The organism is Clostridium bornimense (assembly GCF_000577895.1).
GTDB classification, from domain to species: domain Bacteria; phylum Bacillota; class Clostridia; order Clostridiales; family Clostridiaceae; genus Clostridium_AN; species Clostridium_AN bornimense.
This window is the reverse complement of record NZ_HG917868.1, coordinates 2143196-2168459: the sequence shown is the minus strand read 5'-3', so window position 1 is coordinate 2168459 and position 25264 is coordinate 2143196. Positions and strand designations below refer to the sequence as shown.

The 25264-nt window shown below is 30.0% G+C and carries 26 protein-coding genes and 1 other annotated feature; of the genes, 25 read left to right on the top strand and 1 reads right to left on the bottom strand.

Going from position 1 to position 25264, the window contains the following annotated elements; translation table 11 throughout:
* Positions 1–13 precede the first annotated feature (13 nt).
* Positions 14–421: a hypothetical protein gene (locus CM240_RS09780; protein WP_044038877.1), complete on the top strand. Its 408-nt coding sequence runs from the start codon at positions 14–16 to the stop codon at positions 419–421.
* 61 nt (positions 422–482) lie between these two features.
* Here CM240_RS09780 and CM240_RS09775 read toward each other — a convergent pair whose 3' ends face one another.
* On the bottom strand, positions 483–878 hold the full coding sequence (locus tag CM240_RS09775; RefSeq protein ID WP_044038875.1) for an HNH endonuclease: 396 nt from the start codon (positions 876–878) through the stop codon (positions 483–485).
* 191 nt (positions 879–1069) lie between these two features.
* On the opposite strand from CM240_RS09775, the gene thrC reads away from it, so the two are divergent.
* The 24 genes from thrC (at position 1070) to sigK (ending at position 25225) form a co-directional block, all read left to right on the top strand.
* Positions 1070–2557 carry a threonine synthase gene (thrC, locus tag CM240_RS09770; RefSeq protein ID WP_044038873.1) on the top strand — a complete coding sequence of 496 codons (1488 nt, stop codon included), beginning with the start codon at positions 1070–1072 and terminating at the stop codon, positions 2555–2557.
* Between the two features lies 1 nt (position 2558).
* The gene (thrB, locus tag CM240_RS09765; protein WP_044038871.1) at positions 2559–3449 is read left to right on the top strand and encodes a homoserine kinase; all 891 of its coding nucleotides are present in this window, start codon (positions 2559–2561) and stop codon (positions 3447–3449) included.
* A 15-nt stretch (positions 3450–3464) separates the two neighbouring features.
* Positions 3465–4760 (top strand): homoserine dehydrogenase, encoded by a 1296-nt coding sequence (locus CM240_RS09760; protein ID WP_044038869.1) that lies wholly within the window; start codon positions 3465–3467, stop codon positions 4758–4760.
* Between the two features lie 641 nt (positions 4761–5401).
* Positions 5402–5833 (top strand): RrF2 family transcriptional regulator, encoded by a 432-nt coding sequence (locus CM240_RS09755; RefSeq protein WP_044038867.1) that lies wholly within the window; start codon positions 5402–5404, stop codon positions 5831–5833.
* Positions 5834–5852: 19 nt separating this feature from the next.
* A complete protein-coding gene (gene nifS / locus CM240_RS09750; protein ID WP_044039880.1) occupies positions 5853–7037 on the top strand; it encodes a cysteine desulfurase NifS in 1185 nt (394 codons plus the stop codon).
* Positions 7024–7455, top strand: coding sequence for a Fe-S cluster assembly scaffold protein NifU (gene nifU / locus CM240_RS09745; protein WP_044039879.1), 432 nt, complete (start codon positions 7024–7026; stop codon positions 7453–7455). The genes nifS and nifU overlap by 14 nt, the downstream gene beginning before the upstream one ends.
* Before the next feature lie 31 nt (positions 7456–7486).
* Positions 7487–8575, top strand: coding sequence for a tRNA 2-thiouridine(34) synthase MnmA (gene mnmA, locus CM240_RS09740; protein WP_173400235.1), 1089 nt, complete (start codon positions 7487–7489; stop codon positions 8573–8575).
* A gap of 365 nt (positions 8576–8940) precedes the next feature.
* Positions 8941–9456 carry a PRC-barrel domain-containing protein gene (locus tag CM240_RS09735; protein ID WP_044038863.1) on the top strand — a complete coding sequence of 172 codons (516 nt, stop codon included), beginning with the start codon at positions 8941–8943 and terminating at the stop codon, positions 9454–9456.
* Entirely contained in the window at positions 9413–10459 is a 1047-nt protein-coding gene (locus tag CM240_RS09730; RefSeq protein ID WP_051483791.1) for an AI-2E family transporter, read from the top strand. The genes CM240_RS09735 and CM240_RS09730 overlap by 44 nt, the downstream gene beginning before the upstream one ends.
* A 91-nt stretch (positions 10460–10550) precedes the next feature.
* Complete coding sequence (locus CM240_RS09725; protein ID WP_044038861.1) at positions 10551–10991, top strand: hypothetical protein; 441 nt, start codon at positions 10551–10553, stop codon at positions 10989–10991.
* 218 nt (positions 10992–11209) lie between these two features.
* Complete coding sequence (locus tag CM240_RS09720; RefSeq protein WP_044038859.1) at positions 11210–11635, top strand: YcxB family protein; 426 nt, start codon at positions 11210–11212, stop codon at positions 11633–11635.
* A gap of 57 nt (positions 11636–11692) precedes the next feature.
* Positions 11693–11935 carry a YcxB family protein gene (locus CM240_RS09715; protein ID WP_044038857.1) on the top strand — a complete coding sequence of 81 codons (243 nt, stop codon included), beginning with the start codon at positions 11693–11695 and terminating at the stop codon, positions 11933–11935.
* Between the two features lie 127 nt (positions 11936–12062).
* Positions 12063–12237: a binding site (T-box leader), on the top strand.
* Positions 12238–12286: 49 nt separating this feature from the next.
* A complete protein-coding gene (gene alaS, locus CM240_RS09710; RefSeq protein WP_044038854.1) occupies positions 12287–14926 on the top strand; it encodes an alanine--tRNA ligase in 2640 nt (879 codons plus the stop codon).
* A 60-nt stretch (positions 14927–14986) separates the two neighbouring features.
* Positions 14987–15253, top strand: coding sequence for an IreB family regulatory phosphoprotein (locus CM240_RS09705; RefSeq protein WP_044038852.1), 267 nt, complete (start codon positions 14987–14989; stop codon positions 15251–15253).
* A gap of 275 nt (positions 15254–15528) precedes the next feature.
* A complete protein-coding gene (gene ruvX, locus CM240_RS09700) occupies positions 15529–15936 on the top strand; it encodes a Holliday junction resolvase RuvX (protein WP_044038850.1) in 408 nt (135 codons plus the stop codon).
* Between the two features lie 30 nt (positions 15937–15966).
* A complete protein-coding gene (locus tag CM240_RS09695) occupies positions 15967–16245 on the top strand; it encodes a DUF1292 domain-containing protein (protein ID WP_044038848.1) in 279 nt (92 codons plus the stop codon).
* A 9-nt stretch (positions 16246–16254) separates the two neighbouring features.
* Positions 16255–16755: a Fur family transcriptional regulator gene (locus CM240_RS09690; protein ID WP_051483790.1), complete on the top strand. Its 501-nt coding sequence runs from the start codon at positions 16255–16257 to the stop codon at positions 16753–16755.
* Positions 16736–18427: a ribonuclease J gene (locus tag CM240_RS09685; protein WP_044038846.1), complete on the top strand. Its 1692-nt coding sequence runs from the start codon at positions 16736–16738 to the stop codon at positions 18425–18427. Before CM240_RS09690 ends, CM240_RS09685 begins: the two co-directional genes overlap by 20 nt.
* 267 nt (positions 18428–18694) lie before the next feature.
* Positions 18695–20518 carry a translational GTPase TypA gene (typA, locus tag CM240_RS09680; RefSeq protein WP_044038844.1) on the top strand — a complete coding sequence of 608 codons (1824 nt, stop codon included), beginning with the start codon at positions 18695–18697 and terminating at the stop codon, positions 20516–20518.
* 23 nt (positions 20519–20541) lie between these two features.
* Positions 20542–21567 carry an endolytic transglycosylase MltG gene (gene mltG, locus CM240_RS09675; protein WP_044038842.1) on the top strand — a complete coding sequence of 342 codons (1026 nt, stop codon included), beginning with the start codon at positions 20542–20544 and terminating at the stop codon, positions 21565–21567.
* 12 nt (positions 21568–21579) lie between these two features.
* Positions 21580–22221, top strand: coding sequence for an O-methyltransferase (locus CM240_RS09670; protein WP_044038840.1), 642 nt, complete (start codon positions 21580–21582; stop codon positions 22219–22221).
* 5 nt (positions 22222–22226) lie between these two features.
* Positions 22227–23453: a peptidase U32 family protein gene (locus CM240_RS09665; RefSeq protein ID WP_044039875.1), complete on the top strand. Its 1227-nt coding sequence runs from the start codon at positions 22227–22229 to the stop codon at positions 23451–23453.
* On the top strand, positions 23453–24076 hold the full coding sequence (gene udk, locus CM240_RS09660) for a uridine kinase (protein ID WP_044038838.1): 624 nt from the start codon (positions 23453–23455) through the stop codon (positions 24074–24076). Before CM240_RS09665 ends, udk begins: the two co-directional genes overlap by 1 nt.
* A 447-nt stretch (positions 24077–24523) precedes the next feature.
* Entirely contained in the window at positions 24524–25225 is a 702-nt protein-coding gene (gene sigK, locus CM240_RS09655) for an RNA polymerase sporulation sigma factor SigK (RefSeq protein ID WP_044038836.1), read from the top strand.
* The last annotated feature ends 39 nt before the right edge of the window (positions 25226–25264 follow it).

Genomic DNA, 25264 nt, shown 5'->3' with positions numbered 1-25264 from the left:
CGAGGTGAGGAATATGTGTAGAATTTATCTGGGCAAAGGGGTGGAAAAAATAGATTTTGAAAAATATTTCTTAATCCACTTAGAACAATCTAAAGAAAGTACTGTAAACGTTGTAAAAATAGTTTGGGATTATGATTTGACTACATTTGATTTTTTAAATACTACAGTTAAATATTTAGAAACAAATTTTCAAAATGTGAGAGCATTAGAAAATGGATATATTGATATCGAAGAAGAAATTATTTTAATAAAAGATTTTTATAAAATACCTTTAAGATCACAGAGAAAGATAGTAGATAATATCATGAAAGGAAAATTTCACAGAACTTTTATATTGATGGATAAAAAATGCAATATTAATAAGTATAATGATGATTTACTGGATGAATTTATACATTATAATGTAAAAGCTAGTATGTAGTAAGAAGGAATAGTGAATAGGAAATAGCTTAAGAGATATAATTGTTTCTTAAGCTACTTCTTTATAATCCTAAAGAGCGTTGAAATAAGTAATCTAAATCATATTCTGTATATATGACTCCACCCATAAGAGTAAGTATAATATCTTCCTTTTTATAACCTTCTTTATACTTTTTATATGGTGCAAGTGATTTTTTTAATTGTCTACAATTTATATCTAAAAGTTCTGATATTTCAGCAATTGTATAATACTGTTTATTTAGTAATAAATACAGAGTGTCCTGTAATTCAAGTTTGTATTTCATGTCTGTAAGTTTATCATTATGAGGACCATATTTTCCACGATGATGTTTATCACAAAGAAATTTAAAGTTTAATGGAAAATTCAGTCCACCTTCACTTCTAAATATAATATGATGTTTATCCGCATTAGCGCCGCAAATTTCACATTTACTCAATAAAAATCCCCCCACTATATACTTATATTAATATAATTATATGAATATATTTTACTACTTTCAATTGGAAAGTTAATGTATAATTGTAAATATACACAGGCCAACAAGTGTATGTGTATAAAAAACACTTGACTTTTTTAGAGAAACATAATATGATAATAAATAGAAAATAATACCGGGGGGCTATATTTATGTTATATAAAAGTACTAGAGGAAATACAGAGGTAGTTAATTCACAACAAGCTGTTGTAAAAGGACTTTGTGATGATGGGGGCTTATTCGTACCAGTTGATTTCCCAAATGTAAAATTAGATTTAGATGAGATGAGTAAGTATTCTTACAAAGAAGTAGCTTGTAAGATACTTGAAATATTTTTTGGAGATTTCTCTAAAGAAGAGATAAAAAATATTGTTGATAATAGTTATGATGGTAAATTTTCTTGTGAAGAATTAGTAGATGTAGTTAAGGGTGGAGATGGATTTTTTATAGAATTATATCATGGTCCAACTAGTGCATTTAAGGATATGGCATTATCAGTTTTGCCACATTTAATGATTGAAAGTTCAAAGAAAATTTCTGGAGATAAAGAAATTGTTATATTAACTGCTACTTCAGGGGATACAGGAAAAGCGGCATTAGAAGGATTCAGCAATGTAGATGGAATAAAAATTGTTGTATATTATCCAAGTGAGGGTGTATCACAAACTCAAAGACTTCAAATGGTATCTCAAGAAGGAAACAATGTTAAGGTATATGGGATAAATGGAAATTTCGATGATGCTCAAAGGGCTGTTAAAGAAATTTTCGTAAATAAAGAATTAAGAGAAGAAATGGCCCAAAACAATAAAGCGTTTTCTTCAGCAAATTCTATAAATATTGGTAGATTAGTGCCACAGATTGTTTATTATATATATAGCTATTTACAATTAGTAAATAGAAAAGAAATATCTTTAGGAGATAAGGTAAATGTAGTTGTTCCATGTGGAAATTTTGGTAATATATTAGCAGCATATTATGGAGAAAAATTAGGATTACCTGTTAATAAGTTTATTTGTGCATCAAATACAAACAAAGTTCTAACTGATTTCTTTAATACTGGAGTATATGATAGAAATAGAGATATGGATATAACAATATCTCCATCAATGGACATATTAGTTTCATCAAATTTAGAAAGATATTTATATGAAATAAGTGATAATGATGAAAATTTTGTTAAATCAGCTATGGAATCTTTACAAAAAGATGGACGTTATGAAGTAAGACCAGAACATATGGAAAAGATGAAGAAATTTTATGGTGGTTTCTGTAATGATGAAGATACTTTAACTGCAATTAAAGAAATGTATAATAATAATAAATACTTAATGGATACACATACAGCAGTAGCTTATAAGGTTTATGAAGATTATGTAAAAGAAACAGGGGATAAAACAAAAACACTAATCGCTTCTACAGCAAGTCCTTACAAATTTTCAGAAGCTGTTTGTAAAGGACTAGGAATATATGAAGATGGGCTTACTGATGATGAGATGATGGATAAACTTCATGAGTATACATCAGTATCTATTCCTAAAAACTTGTTTGAGTTAAGAAATAAAAAAGCTATTCATAATGACGTTATAGATAAGAGCACAATAATAGAAAATCTAAAAAAATATTTAGAATTAGGTGAGTAAAATGATAAAGATTACAGTACCAGCTACTAGTGCTAACTTGGGGCCAGGCTTTGATTGCTTGGGACTAGCTTTAGATTTGTACAATGATTTTTATATTGAGGAAATAGAAGAAGGCCTAGTTATTGAAGGTTGTTTAGAAGAGTTTAAAAATGAAAACAATTTGTTTTATGTTAGTTTTCAAAAAGCTTTAAGCGAATTAAATGAAGAGGTTAAGGGGATAAAAATTATTTTTGATTCAAGAATTCCTTTAAAAGGAGGACTTGGAAGTTCAGCTACTTGTATTATTGGGGGAATACTTGGAGCGTTCGCTATTAAAGGGATAGAAATAGATAACGATAAAGTGCTAAAGATAGCTAAAACTATAGAAAATCATCCAGATAATATTGTACCAGCTTTGCTAGGTGGAATAACTGTTGCAGTAATTGAAAATGAAAAGGTGTATTATGAAAAATTTACAACTAGTGAATCTTTTCAATTTATTGCGCTAAGTCCAGATATTGAATTATCAACAGAAGAAGCGAGAAGTATATTACCTAAGAATATATCTTTAAGTGATGGAGTTTACAATGTTAGTAGAGCAGCACTTTTAGCAATGTCTTTATCGAAGGGAAATAAGGAAAATATAAGAGTTGCTTGTAATGATAAGTTTCATCAAAATTATAGGGGAAAACTAATACCAGACTTCTTTGATATTTTAGACTTTGCAAAAGAAAATGGAGCAATTACATCGTTTTTAAGTGGAGCAGGCCCAACAATTATGATAATAAATGAAAAAGCTAATAATGAATTAGAGGGTAAATTAAAAGAGTATTTAAATAATTGCAAGAGAAAATGGAAGATATCTGTTCTAAATTTAGAAGTAGATGGGGCAAAAATTAATAATTATAAATAAGGGGGCTGAAAATATATGGGAAAATTAAAAGTAGCTTTATTAGGACTAGGAAATGTAGGTTCTGGAGTGTACAAAATATTAACAGCAAATAAAGCGGTTATAGAAAAACGTAGCGGATATGAAATTGAAGTAGGCAAAATTCTTGTAAGAGATAAAAATAAGCCAAGACCTGTAGATGTAGATGAGGATATAGTAACTACTAATATTGATGATATATTAAATGATGATGAAATTTCAATTGTAGTAGAGCTTATGGGTGGAGAAGAACCAGCTAAAAGTTATATTTTAAGAGCTATTGAAAAGAAGAAACATGTTGTTACAGCAAATAAGCTACTAATGGCTAAATGTGGAGTTGAGGTTTTTAACAAGGCTAAAGAAGTTGGTGGAGTTCATATACATTATGAAGCTTCTGTAGCTGGTGGAATTCCTATAATACAAGGTATAAATGAAGCATTGACAGGTAATAAGATAGAAAAAGTTATTGGTATAATTAATGGAACAACAAATTATATATTAACTGAGATGGAGGATAAAGGTCTTTCTTTTGAAGAAGCTTTAAAAGGGGCTCAAGAGAAAGGGTATGCAGAAGCAGATCCTACTTCAGATATAGAAGGATTCGATACATTATATAAACTAGATATATTAACAGCATTATGTTTTAATAAGAAAGTTCCTGTTGATACTATATACAGAGAAGGAATAACTAAAATATCAAAAGGTGATATTGAAATAGCTAAAGAATTCGGATATAAAATTAAGTTACTAGCTATAGGTTCTGAGGTAGACGGAAAAATTGAAGCAAGAGTGCATCCAACAATGATACCAGCAAAACATCCTTTGGCTAATGTAAATGATTCATTTAATGCAATCATGCTGAAAGGTGATGCTGTAGGAGACTTAATGTTCTATGGAAGAGGTGCAGGAGATTTACCTACAGGATCAGCAGTCGTTGGAGACATAATAGCTGTTGCTAAGAATTTAAATAATGAACCAAGTGGATTAGATTTATTTGAAGAAAATAATAAAAAAGCCTTAAAGGATATGAAAGATGTTGAATCAGAATATTATTTAAGATTGAATGTTTTGGATACACCTGGTACTTTAGCAGAGATATCAAGTATATTTGCTCTTCATAAGATATCTATTTTATCACTTATTCAAAGAGGAGATAGAAAAGAAGGAATGACAGATATAATTTTCATTACTCATAAGGCTAAGGAAGAGGCTATTAGAAATTCAATTGAGGCTTTTGAAAATTTAGGCGATAAGTATAAGGTAGAAAATATAATTAGAATAGAGAATTTTAATTAGGGGAAAGAGGCGAAAGCCTCTTTTTTTAATTCACAATTCGCAGTTTACAATTCACAATTATGGAGGAAATTCTTATCAGTGTACAACATCAAGGCACAAGTATGAGGGCACAAGGCACAGGTATGGATGAAATTCCTGCGGAATTTCTTAGATTATAAGTGTGGTGTCTTTAATTCATTATTAAGACTTATTTCATAATTAGAATTGAGTTTATAATACCGTCTTACGGGGCTAATGAAAGTTGCACTTTCATGTAGCTTGAGGATATATCTTTGTGAGATCGAGATATAGTAAAAGTTCATATTGAAACCTGTTCTAGTTAAGTAGTGGTAGAATTCAGATCACAGGTGCAGGGCACATGGCACAGGTAGATTTATTTAACAACACTTAACTATAATAGTTTTATATATGTATTTGATGTATAAATACATAGTATATATAATAAATTTCCATGCCAGCCGCAGGATTATAATAAAATTCCTCGTAAAGAGGAATTTTTACCTTATTTGTGCCCTGTGCCATGTTACATGTGCCCTGATAATATTTCCGATTAAAATACTCAGATTTTTTTAGTTTTAAAGTTGACAACTTTACTCAGATTTGATAAGATAAGTTCAAAAGTTAGAACTGGGGTGTTAAAGGTGAAGCTTTCTACAAAGGGCAGATATGGGGTTAAGGCTATGTTTTGTTTAGCAACTGAATATGGAGATGAACCTGTATCTATAAAAAGTATATCAGAGAAGCAAAATATAACTGTAGCATATTTAGAACAACTTTTTGCACCACTTAGGAAAGCAGGGCTAATAATAAGTATAAGAGGTGCTCAAGGAGGATATAAGCTTGCTAGAGAACCAAAAGATATAACAGTTGCTCAAATTATGGATGTTTTAGAAGGACCTATTGAGGTGTCAGAATGTCTAGAAGATGAATCTAAGTGTTCAAACTTAGACTGTTGTGCTACAAGAAGTTTATGGGCTAAAATTAAGAATTCAATAGATAATGTAACTCAAAATGTTACGTTACAAGACATGATAGATGAATCAAAAAAATTAATGGAGAAGAGGAGTGAGTAGAGTGAATGATGTAATTTACATGGATTATTCAGCAACTACGCCAACGAGAAAAGAAGTCATAGATGCAATGATGCCATATTTTGAAGAGAATTTTGGAAATCCTTCATCATGGTATTCAATAGCAAGAAATACTAAAAAAGCAATAGATGAAGCTAGAGATAAAGTTGCAAATGCTATAAATGCAAAGGCAGAAGAAATATATTTTACTGCTGGTGGTTGTGAAGCTGACAACTGGGCAATAAAAGGTGTAGCTTTTGCCAATAGAAAAAAAGGAAATCATATAATCACTACAACTATAGAACATCATGCTATTATGAATACTTTTAAGTATTTAAGTAAGCAGGGGTTTGAAGTAACTTATCTTCCAGTAGATAAAGATGGGTTAGTAAATCCAGAGGATGTAAGAAATGCTATAAAAGATACTACTATTTTAGTTTCTGTAATGTATGTTAATAATGAAATTGGTGCTATAGAGCCTATTAAAGAAATTGGTGCTATTTGTAGAGAAAAGAAAGTGTATTTCCACTGTGATGGAGTTCAAGCAGTAGGTCATATACCAGTAGATGTTGTTAATGACAATATTGATATGTTATCTATGGCAGCACATAAGTTTTATGGTCCAAAAGGTGTTGGAGCTTTATACATCAAGAAGGGTGTTCGCATAGATAACCTTATTCATGGTGGAGGACAAGAAAGAGGTAAGAGAGCTACTACAGAAAATATACCTGGAATAGTAGGTATGGGAGTTGCTATTGAACTTGCTGTTAAAGAAATGGAAGAAGAAAGCAAGAGAATAGGCGCATTAAGAGATAGATTATTAAATGGTTTAGTTGAAAGAATACCTCATACAAAAGTAAATGGACCTATTGGAGAAAAAAGATCATATAATAATGTCAATTGTTCATTTATAGGTATTGAGGGAGAAGCTATGTTACTTCTTTTAGATAGTAATAAAATATGTGCTTCTACAGGTTCAGCTTGTGCATCAGGATCTCTTGATCCATCACATGTATTACTTGCAATTGGATTACCACATGGTATAGCGCATGGATCTGTTAGATTAAGTTTAGGTAGATCTAATACTGAAGAGCAAGTTGATTACGTAATTGATAAATTAAGTGAAATAGTAAATAGATTGAGAGAGATGTCACCATACTGGGAGACATTTGTTAAAGGAGGAGAAAATTATGATGACTTATTCTGATAAGGTTATGGATCATTTCCAAAACCCTAGAAATGTTGGAGAAATAGAGAATGCCAGTGGTGTTGGTGAAGTAGGAAACCCAAAATGTGGAGATATAATGAAAATATATTTAGATGTTGAAGATAACATAATCAAAGATGTTAAATTCAAAACTTTTGGATGTGGATCAGCTATAGCATCTTCATCAATGGCTACTGAACTTATAAAAGGAAAGACAATAGAAGAAGCTTGGGAACTTTCTAATAAGGCCGTTGCTGAAGCTTTAGATGGTCTTCCACCAGTAAAAATGCATTGTTCAGTTTTAGCAGAAGAAGCTATTCATAAAGCAATAAATGACTATAGAGTTAAACATGGTTTAGAAGCTTGGGATACTAAAGAACATTCAGAACATATACATGAAGAAGTTCATGGAGAGTAGTAAAAATTAAATAAACTTTTGTGAAAAGTAGATGGGAGTAAGCATGAAAAAGAAGGTTTTACTAGGCATGAGTGGTGGAGTAGATTCCTCCGTTGCAGCTTATTTACTTATGAAACAAGGGTATGAAGTAATTGGTGCTACTATGCAAGTTTGGCAAAATGATGATTATTACGAAGGTATGGAAGGGGGCTGTTGCTCCCTTTCAGCTGTTGATGATGCTAGACGTGTAGCACAAAAATTAGGAATACCTTATTATGTTTTAAATTTTAGAGAAAAATTCAAAAGTTCAGTTATAGATTATTTTATTGATGAATATATGGAAGGAAGAACTCCGAATCCATGTGTCATGTGTAATAAAGTAATGAAATTTAAATACTTTCTTCAAAAAGCAAGAGAAATAGGTTGTGATTATGTAGCAACAGGTCATTATGCAAAAATTGAAGAGAGAGAAGGAAGACATTATTTAGTTAGATCTGATGATGATAGAAAAGATCAAACTTATGCTTTATATGGTATTACTCAAGATGAATTAAAACATACTTTAATGCCATGTGGAGAGTATACAAAGGATGAAATAAGAGAAATTGCTAAAGAGATAGGATTAGCAGTTCATAATAAGAAAGATTCCGAAGAAATATGCTTTATTCCAGATAATAATCATGGTGAATTCATAAAGAGAGCAAAGCCAAATCAAATTAAACCTGGGTATTTCGTTGATAAGGATGGAAATAAATTAGGTAAACATAAAGGTATTGTATTTTATACAATAGGTCAAAGAAAAGGGTTAGGATTAGCTCTTGGAACTCCAGTATTCGTTACAGATATAGTTCCTTTTAATAATACTGTTGTAGTTGGTAGTGAAGAAGATATATTTAAGACAGAACTTCTTGCTAAGGAAGTAAACTTAATATCTATAGATAAACTTGAAGCACCTTTAGAGGTAGAAGCAAAGATAAGATATTCTGGTAAACCAACAGCAGCTACAATATATCCATTAGAGGATGATAAAGTTAAAGTTGTATTTAAAGAAAAAGTTAGAGCTATTACTAAAGGGCAATCAGTTGTTTTTTATAAAGATGATTATGTTGTCGGTGGTGGCGTAATAGATAAGATTTTATAGTAAATAGAGCTGTCGTACGAAAGTACGATAGCTTTTTTTGTAAGCTTGATAGAGCAAAAATAGGGTGCAGGGTATGTAAAGGCACAAGTATGAGGGCACAAGGCACAGGTATAGATGAAATTCTTGCAGAATTTCTGAAATTTTAAGTGTTAAGTTAAATGTTATAAGTTGGACTATGTTTCTTATTTGGATTATAGTTGATATAAAAGTCAATACAGAGGGCTCATGAAAGTTGCACTTTCATGAAGCTTTGAATATATTCATCCACAAGAGGAATTTTCACCTAAATTACGAATTGTGAAATGTGAATTAAATATATGATATTTTTAATAGTTTTGGATATCATAATCATAAGGTGATGAATTATGTATAGTATTAATGATCTTCAAAATTTGAGAGTATACAATTTAAAAGGAAAATACATAGGATCAGTTTGGGATTTAGTGTTATCGTTTAAGGAAAATAAAGTAATTGGTTTATATATAAAAAGTAATGGAATGAAAAATAAGAAGGTTATGGCTTGCATAGAAGATATATTAGCTATAGGTGATAGTATCATAGTAAATAAAGTGGTAGATATAGAAGGGGTATTGTTTAGAGAAATAAAGTTTAAAGAAGTAGTAGATGATAGAAATTTTATATTAGGTATCATAGAAGATATTTATATAGATGAGATAGAGTTTAATATCTTGGGAGTAGTAATATCTACGGGAATAATTCGAAATTTTATAGAAGGAAAGAGAATAGTATTACCTTATGAAATTTTTATTGGGGAGGAACAATGTATATATAAGCCTAGAGTTGATATGGTTTTTATAAGAAAAGGTGGTGAGTTTAATGACTGTATTACCATTGACAGGAAGGAAAAGAGAAATATTTAAAATTGCAAAAAGAGTATTAATTATTGTAGCCACTATTTTTATTTTATATCTTTGTTTCAAAATAAAAATAATTAGAAGTTTATGCGAAATTGCAGTAATATCTTTCTTCTTGGCTTATCTTCTAAAGCCATCTGTAGAGTATTTAAATAATAAAGGATTAAATAAAAAACTAGCATCAATGATAATAGTAGGTACTTTAATAGGAATTTTTGCAATAACATTAGGTTTTTTTATACCTGAGGTCATTAGGGAAGCAAGTAATTTAAGAGAGGCACTTTACTCTATAGAAGGTACTATGGAAAAAATTGTGACTTCTTTTGATGACATACATAAAAATAAGTTCATTGGTAATATAGTAGATAAAGGATATATAAAGGCCCAACAATATGTACTTTTATTTAGTGAGAAAATCATAGATAGTGTTGTGAAAATAACTTCATATTTTATAGAATTGACAGTAATTCCTGTTGCTGTTTATTATTTTTTAAGTGAAGGAAAAAAGATGTTCAATAGAACTATGGTTCTAGTTCCAATAAGATATAGAGGTTTTTTTAAAAAGATAGCTAAAGATATAGATGTAAGTCTTACAAAATATATTAGTAGTCAATTAATTTTATCATTAGTAGTTGTCGTATTAACTTTTATATTATTAGTAGGATTTAAAATAAAATTTCCATTGATTTTATCAATAATAAATGGAATATTAAACATAATACCATATTTTGGACCTATAATAGGAACTATACCTATATTAATAATAGCTCTTATTAGCTCAAGAGGAAACTTTATATATTTACTAGTAGGATTATATATAATTCAAATGATAGAAAGTAATATAATTTCACCTAAAGTTACAGGAGACTCTATAGATATGCATCCTTTACTAATAGTAATTGTATTGTATATAGGTGGAGAAGTAGCTGGATTTATGGGAATGGTACTATCAGTTCCTGTAGCTGTTTTAATAAAAGTTATATATCAAGATGTAAATAGTTATTTTTAATATATTTGCAGAATATTAACAGAAGTTTTATTGAATAGAAATATTACGTATGCTAATATGAGGATATAGAGAAAAGGATGGTGGGATGTAAATGTTTTTAAGCAAATTATCAGTAAAGGAACAAAAATCATTTTTAGATTTAGTTGAAATAATTAATGATGAAAATATTAATGCAGAAGAAGAAAATTTAATTGCAGAATATAAAGAGGAGTTGGGATTAGATTATACTCCAAGTAAGAAAAATTATGATGAAGTAATATCAACATATAAAAATAGCTCAAAGGAAAATAAAGTTATTGTATATTTTGAGCTTATGGGATTAGCTCTTTGTGATGGAAATTATGAAGCTGATGAAAAAACTTTTATGGAAAATGTAAAAAAATCTTTTGAAATAAGTTATGATATAGAAAATAGAGTTTTTAATTGGTTTGCAGCAGTGAAAAAACTTTATGATGAAACTGAAATAGATTGGGTTTCAGCTATAGGAAGATTAGAAAGAGAAGCAGAAGACATTATTAGTATGTTAAAGTAATAGAGAATAGGCAAAAGTTTAAGAGGATTTCGTCTTGAGACGAATCCTTTTTATTTTTAGCATTACATAGAAAGACTATTTAACGATAAATTGAATTTTGTTAAATAGTCTTTTTTCAATAATAAAATATTTTTTGAGAAGTTTAATTTTTAACACAGAAAAAAATAAGTATTCTAAAGATGTATTTAGGTATAAATTTTATATAGATGGGGTAATAGTTGAGAAAGTGGAAAAAAGGAGTATATCTGATTAAAAAAATAAAATATGAAGATATTATGGGGATTATAATATATATTTTAATAAGTGTAGTAAAAAAAGCAATTGGTGTAGGAAGTTCTAAAAAAGGGATGCTAAAAATAGAACAAAATAAAAATACTAAGGAATTTTTTTATGGGCAATATTTTTTTTATGATGAATGGGTTTATATAAAAAGTATTGTTAATGGTGAAGAAAATGAGATGAAATTTCAATATAATGCAATAATAAATATAAAAGAAAAAAATAGTACTACAATATTAAAATTAGCTAATGGAGCAATAGTATGTATTGATAAAAATCAATGTGCTGAGGATTTTGATTTATTAATGGAGTTTTTAAGAGAAAAAACTAAAATGTTGCATATTAACACTGGGATGGTGAAGTGAAGGAAATTGGTAATTTAACACAGTAATAGACAATTTTTATGATAAGAAACATATAATATGAGATATGACTATACATTTAATAATGAAGAATTCACAATAGTAGCTGTTTCTAGTGGAAGTAAATCAAGTTCTATTGTTAAGTATGAAAAACTTAATAAAGTAAAAGAATCTAAGAATAATATACTTATATATATTACAAGAGAACAATTCTATATTCTAGATAAGAAGCAATGTGATGAAAATATACAAGAAGTTATAAAGTTACTAAAAGATAAAGTTAAGAAATATAAAACTATTTAGAAAAATTGCATTAACTGTGCACTGTGCACTGAAAACTGTGCACTGTGCACTGAAAACTGTGCACTGACCCAAAATTCTTCTATTGACAGAAAATATTCATATAATTATAATTTTAATAGATAATTTAAAAAAGACCATGATAAGAAGGAGTAGTTAGTGAGAGTTATTTAGAGAGGAAGTGGAGGGTGTAAACTTCTTAACGTAGCTAATGAAGGCTGTCTTTAGTCTTATTACTTTAAGTGACACTATTTAATATAGTGTAATTAGGGTGGTACCGCGGAATTATAACTTTCGTCCCTTAGTGTGGATGGAGGTTTTTTTGTTTATAGAAATATTTAGGAGGAAAAGAAAATGAAAAACATGGGTTTAAATGAATTAAGAGAAGCATATCTTAAGTTCTTCGAAGAAAAGGGTCATTATAGAATGCCATCATTCTCTCTTGTACCTAAAAATGATAAATCTTTATTATTAATAAATGCAGGTATGGCACCGTTAAAGCCATATTTTACAGGGCTTCAAACACCACCAAGTAAGAGAGTTACTACTTGTCAAAAGTGTGTAAGAACTGGGGATATTGAAAATGTAGGTATAACTAGTAGGCATGCAACTTACTTCGAAATGCTTGGGAACTTCTCTTTTGGAGATTATTTTAAAAAGGAAGTTATTCCATGGGCCTGGGAATTTGTTACTGAAGTTTTAGAGTTACCTAAGGATAAGTTATTTGTAACTATTTATTTAGAAGATGATGAAGCATATAAATATTGGACTGAGCTTACAGACGTTGATCCAAGTCATATTTTTAGATTAGGAAAAGAGGATAACTTCTGGGAACATGGTTCAGGTCCTTGTGGTCCATGTACAGAAATTCATTTCAATAGAACTGATGAAGAAATAAATACAGTAGAAGAGTTTTTAAAGGCTGCTGATGAAGATAAAGTAGTTGAATTCTGGAACTCAGTATTTACACAATTCGATGGAGATGGAAAAGGAAATTATACACCACTTGCTAATCCAAATATTGATACAGGTGTTGGTCTTGAAAGATTAGCTACTTTAATGCAAGGTAAAAACTCTATATTTGAAGTAGATACTATGGAAAATATCTTAAATGAAGTTTGTAAGATTTCTGGTGTTAAGTATGGTGCTGATAAGAAAAGTGACATATCAATAAGAATTATAACTGATCATATCAGAAGTGTGACATTTTTAATATCTGATGATGTAATGCCATCAAATGAAGGTAGAGGGTATGTACTTAGAAGATTACTTAGAAGAGCTGCAAGACATGGTAAGACTTTAGGAATAAAGGATGCCTTTTTATGTGAACTATGTGATGTAGTTATTAACGATTCACATAAGGCTTATCCAGAACTTATGACTAAGAGAGAGTACATTAAAAAGGTTATAAAGAACGAAGAAGATAAATTCAGAGAAACAATAGATAGTGGTATGGATATATTAAATGGATTTATTTCTGAGTTAAAAGAAAATAATAGTAAAATTTTAAGTGGAAGCAATGCATTTAAATTATATGATACTTATGGTTTCCCAATAGAGCTTACAAAAGAAATATTAGAAGATGAAGGTTTTTCAGTGGACGAAGATGGCTTTAAAGATGAAATGAAAGAGCAAAAAGAAAGAGCAAGAAGCGCTAGAAAAACTTCAAACTATATGGGTGCTGATGTAAAAGTATTAGATATGATTTCTAATGATATTGAAACTGTGTTTGACGGTTATAATAATGAAGTATTAGATTCAGAAATTAAAGTTTTAATTGATGCTGAAGGTTTTGTAGATGTATTAAAATCAGAAGATAAAGGTGTTATAGTTACAGCTGTTACTCCATTCTATGCAGAAATGGGTGGGCAAGTAGGAGATACTGGATTTATATATAATGATAACTTTAGAGCTAAAGTTGTAGATACTAAGAAAAATATCGGTGGAAAGTTTGTTCACTTTGTAGAAGTTATAGAAGGTGAAGTATCTGTTGGTGATACTGTAACATTAGCTATAGATAGTGAAAGAAGAGAAGCAATAAAGAAAAATCATACTGCTACACACCTTTTAGATGCAACTCTTAGAACAGTGCTAGGTTCTCACGTGCATCAAGCAGGATCATTAGTAAAAGCTGATGGATTAAGATTTGATTTCTCTCATTTAGAAGCATTAAGTCATGAAGAGATAATGAAAGTAGAAGAACTTATAAATGATGCAATAGTTAGTGTGACACCAGTTGAAACAAAAATCATGTCATTACAAGATGCTAAAGAATCAGGAGCTATTGGTATTTTTGATGATAAATATGCAGATGAAGTAAGAGTAGTATGCGCTGGTGAATATTCAAAAGAATTATGTGGTGGTACACATATTGAAAATATAGGTAAGATTGGATTATTTAAAATAATTTCTGAAAGCGGTGTAGCAGCAGGTGTAAGAAGAATTGAAGCTGTTACAGGAAAAGATGCATATAAAGTTATTAATGAAAAGAACGATGTATTAAGAGAGTTAAGTTCTAAGCTAAAATGTTCGGAAAAAGAAATTGTATCTAAAATAGAAAATCAAATAAAAGAATCAAAAGAAAAAGATAAAGAAATAGCAGTATTAAAATCTAAGTTTGCATCAATGGGAATAGATGATATCATAAAATCTAAGAAAGTAGTTAATGATATAAATGTAATCTCATATAAAGTTAACGATGTAGATGGAGAAGCATTAAGAAATCTTTGTGAGCAAGTAAGAGATAAAGTTGAAAATTCAATTGTATTACTTGGAAGTGATATAGATGGAAAAGTAGTTTTATGTTCTATGGCTACTAAAGATGCTGTATCAAAAGGAGCTCATTGTGGTAAGCTTATAAAAGAAGTTTCTGCACTTGTAGGCGGCGGTGGTGGTGGAAGACCAGACATGGCGCAAGCTGGTGGTAAGAAGCCAGAAAATTTAGGTGCTGCTGTAGAAAAGGTATATGAAATTGTTTTAAATTATACTAAATAAGTATACTTTTAAGATTTTTTCTTATATAATAGTATTATAAGATATGAAGGGGTGAATGTTATGAGTAATACCAACGAACATACAATTCAATTTGATGCTATAAAAACAAAACAAGAATTAACAAAGGGTATACTAAGTGAAGTTTATACATCTCTGGTAGAAAAGGGTTATAATCCTATAGATCAATTAGTTGGTTACTTGATTTCAGGGGACCCTACATATATAACTAATTATAATGGGGCACGTTCATTAGTTAGAAAATTAGAAAGATATGAAATACTAGAAGAAGTTATTAAATCGTACCTAAATATAGAAGATATTAAATAATAGATGGAAACTATAGAATAAATTATTAAAGATATGTCGCTCTAGTTCCTTACAATATTTAGGGATTAGAGCGATTAATTATAGTACGGAAAAAGTTGCTTACTACATCCTTTGATAAGAACGTATTACATAAATGATTATAAAGTGATAGAAACAGGAATCTTATATGGAGTTTAGTTCCATATAAATCTTAAAATATATATATTATTGTTAGAGATAATAAATTTTAATAAGATAAAGGTAAATATAGATACAATATATGAAGGATGGTTAAAATGAGAATATTAGGATTAGATTTAGGCGATAGAACTATAGGTGTTGCGGTAAGTGATCCATTGGGATTTACAGCTCAAGGAATAACAACAATAAGGAGAAAATCTTTGCAATATGATATAGAAGAATTAAAAAAGATATGCAAAGAATATAATATAGAAAAAGTTTTATTGGGGTATCCTAAGAATATGAATGGCACAGAAGGGCCAAGATGTGAAATAGTTAGAGAATTTGCAGAAGTTATAAAAGAACAGCTAGATTTACCTATACAGTTTTGGGATGAAAGATTATCAACAGTAGCTGCACATAGAGCTATGTTAGAAGCAGATCTTTCTAGAGCAAAAAGAAAAAAGATTGTAGATAAAATAGCTGCTGTATATATATTACAAGGTTATTTAGATAGTATTTAATTTATACCTAAAAAATAAGGAGGAAAATTTATGAAATATGAAACAATTCCACTATACGCAGAAGACGGAACTGAAGTATCAGCGAAGGTGCTTTCAATGGTAGAGAGAGATGGAGAAGAGTATTATTTAGTGACTCCAGATGATTCTTTAGATGAAGTAGATCTATATATATTGAAAGTAGTAGAAGATGAAGATGGCTCAAAATGCTTTGCAGAAGTAGAAGACGAAGACGAATATGATGAAGTTGCAGCTGCATTTGAGGAAGCTATAGAGGTTCTTAATGAAGAAGGACTTATAGAAGAGAATTAGGTATGTAGTATGTCAGAGATAATAAATGAAAAATTAGAAAAATTAAAAGTTCAATTAAAAGAAAAAGGGTATAAATTAACACCACAAAGAAGAGCAGTTCTTATTAAAATAATGGACTGTGAAGGAATGCATCTTACAGTAGAAGAATTGTATGATCTCGTGAAAAAGGAATGTCCAGAGATAGGATTAGCTACAGTTTATAGAACTATGCAACTTTTGGAGGAACTTGGATTTATATATAAGTTAGACTTAAGTAATGATGGATGTTCACGTTTTGAACTTGTTCATGATTGTGAAACACATCAACATCATCATCTTATTTGTACAAAGTGCAATAAGATTATAGAAGTTGAAGAAGACCTTCTTGAAACTCTTGAGACAAAGGTAGAAACAAATTATAAATTTAAGATAACAAATCATAGTGTTAAGTTTTACGGTATTTGTAATGAGTGCAACAAAGATGAAGAAGAGAATGGTAGGAGGGTAATTGATGAGAAAGGTAAGAGCTAAAGAAGCGGAAAGTGAAAAGGATATAATAAAAATCATACCACTTGGTGGTCTAAATGAAGTAGGAAAAAATATGACTGCTTTTGAATTTAGAGATGAGATTATAGTTATAGACTGTGGTTTGAAATTTCCGGATGATGAGATGTATGGTATAGATTTAGTTATACCAGATATAACTTACTTATTAAAGAATAAAGAAAAAATTAAAGGAATTTTCTTAACACATGGACATGAAGACCATATAGGGGCATTGCCGTATGTGTTAAAAGAAATTAATGTACCAGTATATGGAACAAAATTAACTTTAGGAATAGTGGAAACTAAATTAAAAGAGCATGGATTATTAAGTGTAGTTAATTTAGTTAAAGTTAGATCAAGAAATATTATAAAACTAGATAATATGGCAGTAGAATTTATAAGAGTATCTCATTCTATAGCAGATGCATGTTCTATTGCTATACATACACCAGCAGGTGTTATATTCCATACTGGAGATTTTAAAATAGACTATACACCAATTGATGGTGGAATGCCTGATCTTGCTAGATTTGCTGAACTAGGTAAAAGAGGAGTTTTAGCAATGCTTGCGGATTCTACAAATGTTGAAAAACCAGGATACACAATGTCTGAATCAAGTGTTGGAGATACAATTGTAGAGATATTTAGAAATACAAAAGGAAGAATAATTGTTGCTACATTTGCTTCAAATGTTCATAGAATCCAACAAATTATAGAAGCGGCTGAAATGTTCAATAGAAGAGTTGCAGTATCAGGAAGAAGTATGGAAAATATAGTTGCTGTAGCTATGGAACTTGGATATATAAAAGCTGAAAAGAACACAATGATACCTATTGATGCAATAAATAAGTATAATGATGAGCAAATAGTAGTTATAACTACTGGAAGCCAAGGAGAACCTATGTCTGCATTATCTAGAATGGCATCATCAGATCATAAAAAAATAAATATAAAACATGGAGATAAAGTTATAATATCAGCAACTCCAATTCCAGGAAATGAAAAATTGGTATCTAATGTGATTAATCAATTATTTAAAAAAGGTGCTGACGTTATTTATTCAAAACTTGCCAATGTCCATGTTTCTGGTCATGCATGTCAAGAAGAATTAAAGCTTATGCATACTTTAATAAAACCAAAGTATTTTATTCCTGTTCATGGAGAGTACAGACATCTTAAGCAACATGGAGAACTTGCTGTTAAGCTTGGTATGAAGCCGGAAAATGTATTTATTGGTGAAATTGGAGACGTAATTGAAGTTTCAAGAAGTGCTGTTAAAAAGAGTGGTACTGTTACTAGTGGTCAAGTTTTTGTTGATGGCTTAGGTGTTGGTGATGTTGGAAACATAGTTCTAAGAGATAGAAAGCATTTATCTAAAGATGGTATTCTAACAGTAGTTGTTACTATAGAAAAAGGATCAGGAAATGTTGTTGCAGGTCCAGATATAATTTCAAGAGGTTTTGTATATGTTAGAGAATCAGAAGATCTTATGGATGAAGCTAGAGAAATTGTAAAAGAAGCTCTAAGATATTGTGAAGAAGAACACTTAACTGAATGGTCTACTATTAAAGGTAACATAAAAGACTCTTTAAGAGATTTCTTATATGAAAGAACAAAGAGAAAACCAATGATACTACCAATAATAATGGAAGTATAAAGTTTATTTTACAATATAAATACAACAAAACATTAAAAAAAATCAAATTATACCAAAAGTATACTTAAAAAGAAATCAAATTAATTCTACTAAAGTTGACTTTTATTTCACATAATAATAAAATTAATAGAGATAATTATTATTGGATACTTTAAAGTATCCAATTTTTTTTAAAAAATAGGAGCTGGATTTTAATGATCTATGTATAACGATGTAGATTGTACGAAGTATTAGTTCTTTATTATATAAAATACTGGAGGAAAAATAATGAAAAATTTTAGCAGAGAAAATATTAGAAATATAGCTATAATAGCTCACGTTGACCATGGTAAAACTACATTAGTAGATGCACTATTAAGACAAAGTAATATTTTCAGAAGTAATGAAAGAGTTGAAGAAAGAGTAATGGACTCTAATGATTTAGAAAAAGAAAGAGGAATAACTATTCTTTCTAAGAATACAGCTGTAACTTATGGAGATACAAAGATTAATATAGTAGATACCCCTGGACATGCTGACTTCGGTGGAGAAGTTGAAAGAGTACTTAAGATGGTAGATTCAGTACTTCTAGTTGTTGACTCTTATGAAGGTCCAATGCCTCAAACAAAATTCGTATTAAAGAAAGCTTTAGAATTAGACCTTAAGCCAATAGTTGTAATAAATAAAATCGATAGACCAGATGAAAGAGCAGAAGAAGTTCTAGATGAAGTTTTCGATTTATTTGTTGAGCTTGGAGCAAGTGATGAGCAAACAGATTTTGAAGTTATTTACGCATCAGGAAGAGCTGGATTTGCTAGATATGACAAAGAAGATGCTAACGAAGATATGAAGCCACTTTTCGATACTATAATTAAGAATGTATCTGCACCACAAGGTGAATTAGATGCTCCACTTCAAATGCTTGTTACTACAATTGATTCTAATGAATATGTTGGAAGAATTGCTATCGGTAAGATTCATAGAGGAAAAGTTAAAAAGAATCAAAATATTGTAATTATGAGAAAAGATGGTACAACTACTAATGGAAAGATAGTAAATGTATATACTCATGAAGGATTAAATAGGGTAGAAGTTGAAGAAGCTACAATTGGAGATATTGTTGCAGTATCTGGTTTAGCAGATGTAAATATTGGAGAAACTATAGCTGATGCATCATGTCCAGAAGCATTACCATTTGTTGATATAGATGAACCTACACTTTCAATGCACTTTATGGTAAATAATTCACCATTTGCAGGAAGAGAAGGAACATTCTTAACTACAAGACATATAAGAGATAGACTTATGAAAGAACTTGAAACTAATGTTTCTTTAAGAGTTAAAGAAACTGAATCTCCAGATGTTTTTGAAGTTTCAGGAAGAGGAGAACTTCACTTATCTGTTTTAATCGAAACAATGAGAAGAGAAGGATATGAATTCCAAGTTTCTAAAGCAATGGTTATTTTCCATGAAGAAGATGGTAAGAAGTTAGAACCTATCGAACATTTAACTATTGATGTACCAGAAGAATTTATGGGAGTAGTTATGGAAAAGCTTGGACCTAGAAAAGGTGAAATGATAAACATGACTTCTGCTCAAAATGGATATACAAGATTAGAGTTTAAGATTCCAGCAAGAGGTCTTATAGGATTTAGAAATGAATTTATGACTGATACTAAAGGTAATGGTATAATGAACCATGTGTTTGAAGGATATGAGCCATATAAAGGTGAAATTCCAGAAAGAAGCAGAGGTTCTATAATTGCTTTTGAAACAGGAACTACTTTAGCTTATGGATTATTTAATGCTCAAGATAGAGGTACATTATTCGTTGGACCTGGTGTTGAAGTATATGAAGGTATGGTTGTTGGTGAAAGTTCAAGAGCTGATGATATAGAAGTAAATGTATGTAAGAAGAAACATTTAAGTAATACAAGAGCTTCAGGATCAGATGATGCATTAAAGCTAGTTCCAATTAGAGAAATGACTCTAGAAAGAAGCTTAGAATTTATAGCATCAGATGAGTTAGTTGAAGTTACTCCAGAAAGCGTAAGAATAAGAAAGAGAATTTTAAATAGTGACGAAAGAAAAAGAGCATCAAGAAAAAAATAGATTTTAGTTATGGGGTGTGAGAAGTGGGTAAAAAAGTATTAAGAGGTTTTTTAATTACTATTGTTTTTATAATAGTAGCATTAGAAATTGGATGGTATTTATATTCCAGTGCCATAAATAAACCTTTCATTAATATTGAGAAAGATGAAGTTATTGAAGTTAAGGAAAATGATACTTTAAATACTGTCTTATCAAGATTAAATGAAGAAGGAAAGATGAAAAATTTACTTATGGTGAAGGTTTATACTAAATTTTCATCTGGAGACAAGACTGTAAAAGTTGGAACATATGAGATTCACGAAGATGATAGCATACATGACTTTTTAGACAAACTTGTTTCAGGGAAGGATGGACAATATGCTCATAAAGTTACAATACCTGAAGGTTATGATATTGAAAAAATAGCCACAGCTGTTGATGAAGCTGGTATTGTTTCAAAGGATGAATTTTTAAATGCAATTAAGGAATACCCACTTCCATCTTATGTGAAAGAAAATCCAGAAAAGAGATACAATCTTGAAGGATATTTATTTCCAGATACCTATGGCTTTGATAAAGATGTGTCTGCTAATGAAGTAATAGAAAAGATGATAAAGAGATTTGAGTCAGTATTATTAGAGATTGAAAACGAGGAAGGCATAACATTAAGTGATGATGAAATAGAAGATATAATTATTCGAGCTTCTATAATTGAGAAAGAAATTAAAGTAGACGATGAACGTCCTATAGTTGCTGGGGTTATTAATAATAGATTAGAGCAAGGTATGAGACTTCAAATGGATGCCACTACAGTTTATGCAACTCAAAAAACTGCAGATACTGTTACAATAGAAGATACAAAAGTAGAGTCACCATATAATACTTATTATGTAAAGGGGTTACCAGTAGGACCTATTGCAAGTCCTGGAAAGGTATCTATTGAAGCAGTATTAAATCCTAAGAAATCAGACTATATATTTTATGTTCTTAAAAAGGGTGGCAATGGGGAGCATGTGTTTACTGATGATTATGAAGAACATAAAAAAAATATGGAAGAAAACGGATATTAATTGGAGGATAATATGGGTGGAATAACCTACGATTATATGGAAAGGTATATAAGAGATTTAATACCTGAAAATAATGATTTTCTTAAAGAGTTAGAAGAATATGCTACTGAATACAATGTGCCTATTATTCAAAAAGAAGGTGCACAGTTTTTAAAGACGATTGTGGCAATAAAAAAGCCTAAGAAGGTTTTAGAATTAGGAACGGCCATAGGATATTCTGCACTTACTATATACCAAAGCAATAAGTGCAAAATAACAACTATTGATAGAAGTGCTGATATGGTTGCTAAAGCAAGAGAAAATATAGAAAAAGCTGGTGCCAAGGAAGATATAAATGTAATAGAAGGCGATGTATTAGAAGTTGTAAAAGGACTTGATGAGAAATTTGATTTGATATTCATGGATGCGGGAAAGGGACATTATAATCATTTACTAGATGATATTTTAAGATTACTTTCGGAAGACGGCGTTATAGTTGCAGATAATGTTCTTTTTAGAGGAATGGTAGCTAATGATGACCTAGTTATAAGAAGAAAAATAACTATTGTGAAAAGAATGAGAGCATATCTTGAAATGATAAATGAGAGAGAGGAGTTAGTGACATCTATTATTCCTATGGGTGATGGTATTGCACTAACAACAAGGAGGAAATAAAAATGATTAAAAAACCAGAACTTTTAGCTCCGGCAGGAAACTTAGAGAAGCTGAAGGTTGCCATAAGATATGGAGCAGATGCTGTATATTTAGGTGGAAGTAAGTTAAATCTAAGAGCTTTTGCACATAACTTCGATAATGATCAATTAAGAGAAGGGGTAAAATATGCCCATGATAGAGGTAAGAAAGTTTACGTTACTTTGAATGTTATACCTCATAATGGAGATTTTGCCGGTATAGAAGATTACTTAAGAGATCTTTATGAAATTGGTGTTGATGCAATAATTGTTGCTGATCCAGGTATAATTGCTACAGCTAAGGAAGTTGTACCAGATTTAGAATTACATTTAAGTACTCAAGCTAATGCAGTTAATATAAGAACGGTAAAATTTTGGCATTCTATGGGTATAAAGAGAGTAGTTCCAGCAAGAGAAATGAGTATGCAGGAAATAAAAGATCTTATAAGAGAGATACCAGATACATGTGAAGTTGAATCTTTTGTTCATGGTGCAATGTGCATGGCTTATTCAGGAAGATGTATTATCTCTAATTATATGACTGGAAGAAGATCTAATAGTGGAGCTTGTGCTCAACCATGTAGATATAAGTATCATTTAGTGGAAGAAAGACGTCCAGGAGAATACTATGAAGTTAAGGAAGATGAAAGAGGTTCTTACATCATGAATTCAAAGGATTTATGTATGATTGAGCACATTCCAGACTTAGTAGAGGCAGGAATAGATTCTTTCAAAATAGAAGGAAGAATGAAGAGTTCTTACTATGTTGCGTCAGTAGTAAAAGCATATAGGGAAGCTATTGATACTTATTTTGAAGATCCTGAAAATTATAAATTTAATGAAAAATGGATGGAATATCTATTAAAGCCAAGTCATAGAAGATATACAACAGGATTCTATTATAATGATGAAGATAGACAATACTATGAATCATCTTCATATCTTAGAAACTTTGATATTGTGGGTATAGTTAAATCTTATGATAAGGAAACAAAGATTGCTACAGTAGAACAAAGAAATAGATTGTTTGCTGGAGATAAGGTAGAAATTCTAAGACCAAAGGGAGAATGCTTTGAAGTTACTATAGAAGATATGAAAAATGAAAATGGGGAATCTATAGAAGTTGCTCCAAATGCTCAAATGATATTTACCTTTAAGTGTGATGAGGAGTTAGAGGAAGATTACATGCTTGTAAAAGGTAAGGAGGAAAACTAATGAAAAAGCCTATAGTAATTGGTATAACTGGTGGAACTGGTTCGGGAAAGAGTACAATAGCTCGAGAAATCTATGAAAGTTTTAATGAAAAAAATATAACTATGATAGAACAAGATTCTTATTATAAGGATCAAAGTAATTTAGAGCCAGAAGAAAGAGTTAAAACTAATTATGATCATCCTAAAGCATTTGATAATGATCTTCTAATAGAACATATTAAAGCTTTAGTGGCTGGAGAAACAATAGAAAAGCCTATATATGATTTTTCTATTCATAATAGAGTTAAAGAGACAATAACCGTTGAACCAAATCAAATCATAATAGTTGAAGGAATACTTATATTTGAAAATGAAAGACTAAGAGATCTTATGGATATTAAGATATTTGTTGATACCGATGCTGATGTTAGAATAGTAAGAAGAATTGTTAGAGACATTAATGAGAGAGGAAGAACTCTTGAAAGTGTTATTAATCAATATCTTACTATGGTAAGACCTATGCACTTACAATTTACTGAGCCATCTAAGAGATATGCAGATTTAATAATACCAGAAGGTGGCGGTAATAAAGTAGCCATCGATCTTTTAGTTGCTAAGATAAAAGAAATTATAAATAATAAGTAATAAAAAAGCTTATGTACAATAAATTAACATTGTGCGTAAGCTTTTTTTATAATTCACAATTCACAAAGGGCAATTCACAATTAAGGTTAATTTTCCCCTGATGGGGAAAATATTATAGTCCTGCGGACAGCAATGAATAGGGCACAGGTTTGACGGCACAAGGAACAAGTAAGGTAAAATTCTGCGGATGGTATGGAAATTTATTATATAGACTATATATTTATACATCAAATACATATATAAAACTATTATAGTTAAGTGTTGTTAAATAAATCTACCTGTGCCATGTGCCCTAATACTTGTGCCTTGATGTTGTGAACTGACAAGAATTTCATCCATAATTATGAATTGTGAATTGAGCATTGTGAATTATCTTTAAGATTTCTATCATTTTTTTATAAGAGGTTAAATAGAATAATATAGAGCAATAAAAAAGGGGTCTCTTAAATGTTTATTGATGGACTTCTAAATATGTTAATAAATATGAATTTTGTTACAGGATATCTTTCTAATTCAAATTCCTTTCCTAAGCCTTTAGATGAGGAGGAAGAACGATATTATATTGCAAAATTAAAAGAAGGAGATATACATGCTAAAAGTGTATTGGTAGAAAAAAATTTAAGATTAGTAGCTCATATTGTAAAAAAGTATACATCTACAGGAAAAGATAATGATGAGCTTATATCTATTGGAACTGTCGGTCTTATAAAAGCAATTGATTCATTTCAACCTAATAAAGGGACTAGACTTGCAACATATGCAGCTAGATGTATAGAAAATGAGATACTTATGCTTATAAGAAATAATAAAAAGACTAAAGGAGAGGTATTTTTACAAGAACCTATAGGGGTAGATAAAGAAGGTAATGAAATATCTCTAATGGATGTATTAAGTGCCACAGAAGATTCAGTAATAGAAATTGTAGAAAATAGGGTACAAGTAAAAAAGTTATATGAAGAAATAGATAAGTGTCTTAAAGGCAGAGAAAAGACAATAATAATGATGCGATATGGATTATTAAATGGGAAGCCAAAGACACAACGAGAGATAGCTATGCATTTAGGGATTTCTAGATCTTATGTATCTAGAATAGAAAAGAGAGCTTTGAAGAAATTGTATAAGGGGTTAAATGCAGTTAATAAAATATAAATATAAACATCACAAGTATAATTTAACTTGTGATGTTTA

What these genes read in the sequence shown, in the direction of transcription:
- mnmA (WP_173400235.1), top strand. Translation starts at nt 7,487, where the DNA reads ATGGGAGTAAGCATGAAAAAGAAGGTTTTACTAGGCATGAGTGGTGGA.
- CM240_RS09715 (WP_044038857.1), top strand. Translation starts at nt 11,693, where the DNA reads ATGAGATATGACTATACATTTAATAATGAAGAATTCACAATAGTAGCT.
- udk (WP_044038838.1), top strand. Translation starts at nt 23,453, where the DNA reads ATGAAAAAGCCTATAGTAATTGGTATAACTGGTGGAACTGGTTCGGGA.
- CM240_RS09705 (WP_044038852.1), top strand. Translation starts at nt 14,987, where the DNA reads ATGAGTAATACCAACGAACATACAATTCAATTTGATGCTATAAAAACA.
- ruvX (WP_044038850.1), top strand. Translation starts at nt 15,529, where the DNA reads ATGAGAATATTAGGATTAGATTTAGGCGATAGAACTATAGGTGTTGCG.
- CM240_RS09725 (WP_044038861.1), top strand. Translation starts at nt 10,551, where the DNA reads ATGTTTTTAAGCAAATTATCAGTAAAGGAACAAAAATCATTTTTAGAT.
- alaS (WP_044038854.1), top strand. Translation starts at nt 12,287, where the DNA reads ATGAAAAACATGGGTTTAAATGAATTAAGAGAAGCATATCTTAAGTTC.
- CM240_RS09685 (WP_044038846.1), top strand. Translation starts at nt 16,736, where the DNA reads ATGAGAAAGGTAAGAGCTAAAGAAGCGGAAAGTGAAAAGGATATAATA.
- CM240_RS09780 (WP_044038877.1), top strand. Translation starts at nt 14, where the DNA reads ATGTGTAGAATTTATCTGGGCAAAGGGGTGGAAAAAATAGATTTTGAA.
- sigK (WP_044038836.1), top strand. Translation starts at nt 24,524, where the DNA reads ATGTTTATTGATGGACTTCTAAATATGTTAATAAATATGAATTTTGTT.
- CM240_RS09690 (WP_051483790.1), top strand. Translation starts at nt 16,255, where the DNA reads ATGTCAGAGATAATAAATGAAAAATTAGAAAAATTAAAAGTTCAATTA.
- CM240_RS09730 (WP_051483791.1), top strand. Translation starts at nt 9,413, where the DNA reads ATGACTGTATTACCATTGACAGGAAGGAAAAGAGAAATATTTAAAATT.
- nifS (WP_044039880.1), top strand. Translation starts at nt 5,853, where the DNA reads ATGGATTATTCAGCAACTACGCCAACGAGAAAAGAAGTCATAGATGCA.
- thrC (WP_044038873.1), top strand. Translation starts at nt 1,070, where the DNA reads ATGTTATATAAAAGTACTAGAGGAAATACAGAGGTAGTTAATTCACAA.
- nifU (WP_044039879.1), top strand. Translation starts at nt 7,024, where the DNA reads ATGACTTATTCTGATAAGGTTATGGATCATTTCCAAAACCCTAGAAAT.
- typA (WP_044038844.1), top strand. Translation starts at nt 18,695, where the DNA reads ATGAAAAATTTTAGCAGAGAAAATATTAGAAATATAGCTATAATAGCT.
- CM240_RS09695 (WP_044038848.1), top strand. Translation starts at nt 15,967, where the DNA reads ATGAAATATGAAACAATTCCACTATACGCAGAAGACGGAACTGAAGTA.
- CM240_RS09670 (WP_044038840.1), top strand. Translation starts at nt 21,580, where the DNA reads ATGGGTGGAATAACCTACGATTATATGGAAAGGTATATAAGAGATTTA.
- CM240_RS09735 (WP_044038863.1), top strand. Translation starts at nt 8,941, where the DNA reads ATGTATAGTATTAATGATCTTCAAAATTTGAGAGTATACAATTTAAAA.
- thrB (WP_044038871.1), top strand. Translation starts at nt 2,559, where the DNA reads ATGATAAAGATTACAGTACCAGCTACTAGTGCTAACTTGGGGCCAGGC.
- CM240_RS09760 (WP_044038869.1), top strand. Translation starts at nt 3,465, where the DNA reads ATGGGAAAATTAAAAGTAGCTTTATTAGGACTAGGAAATGTAGGTTCT.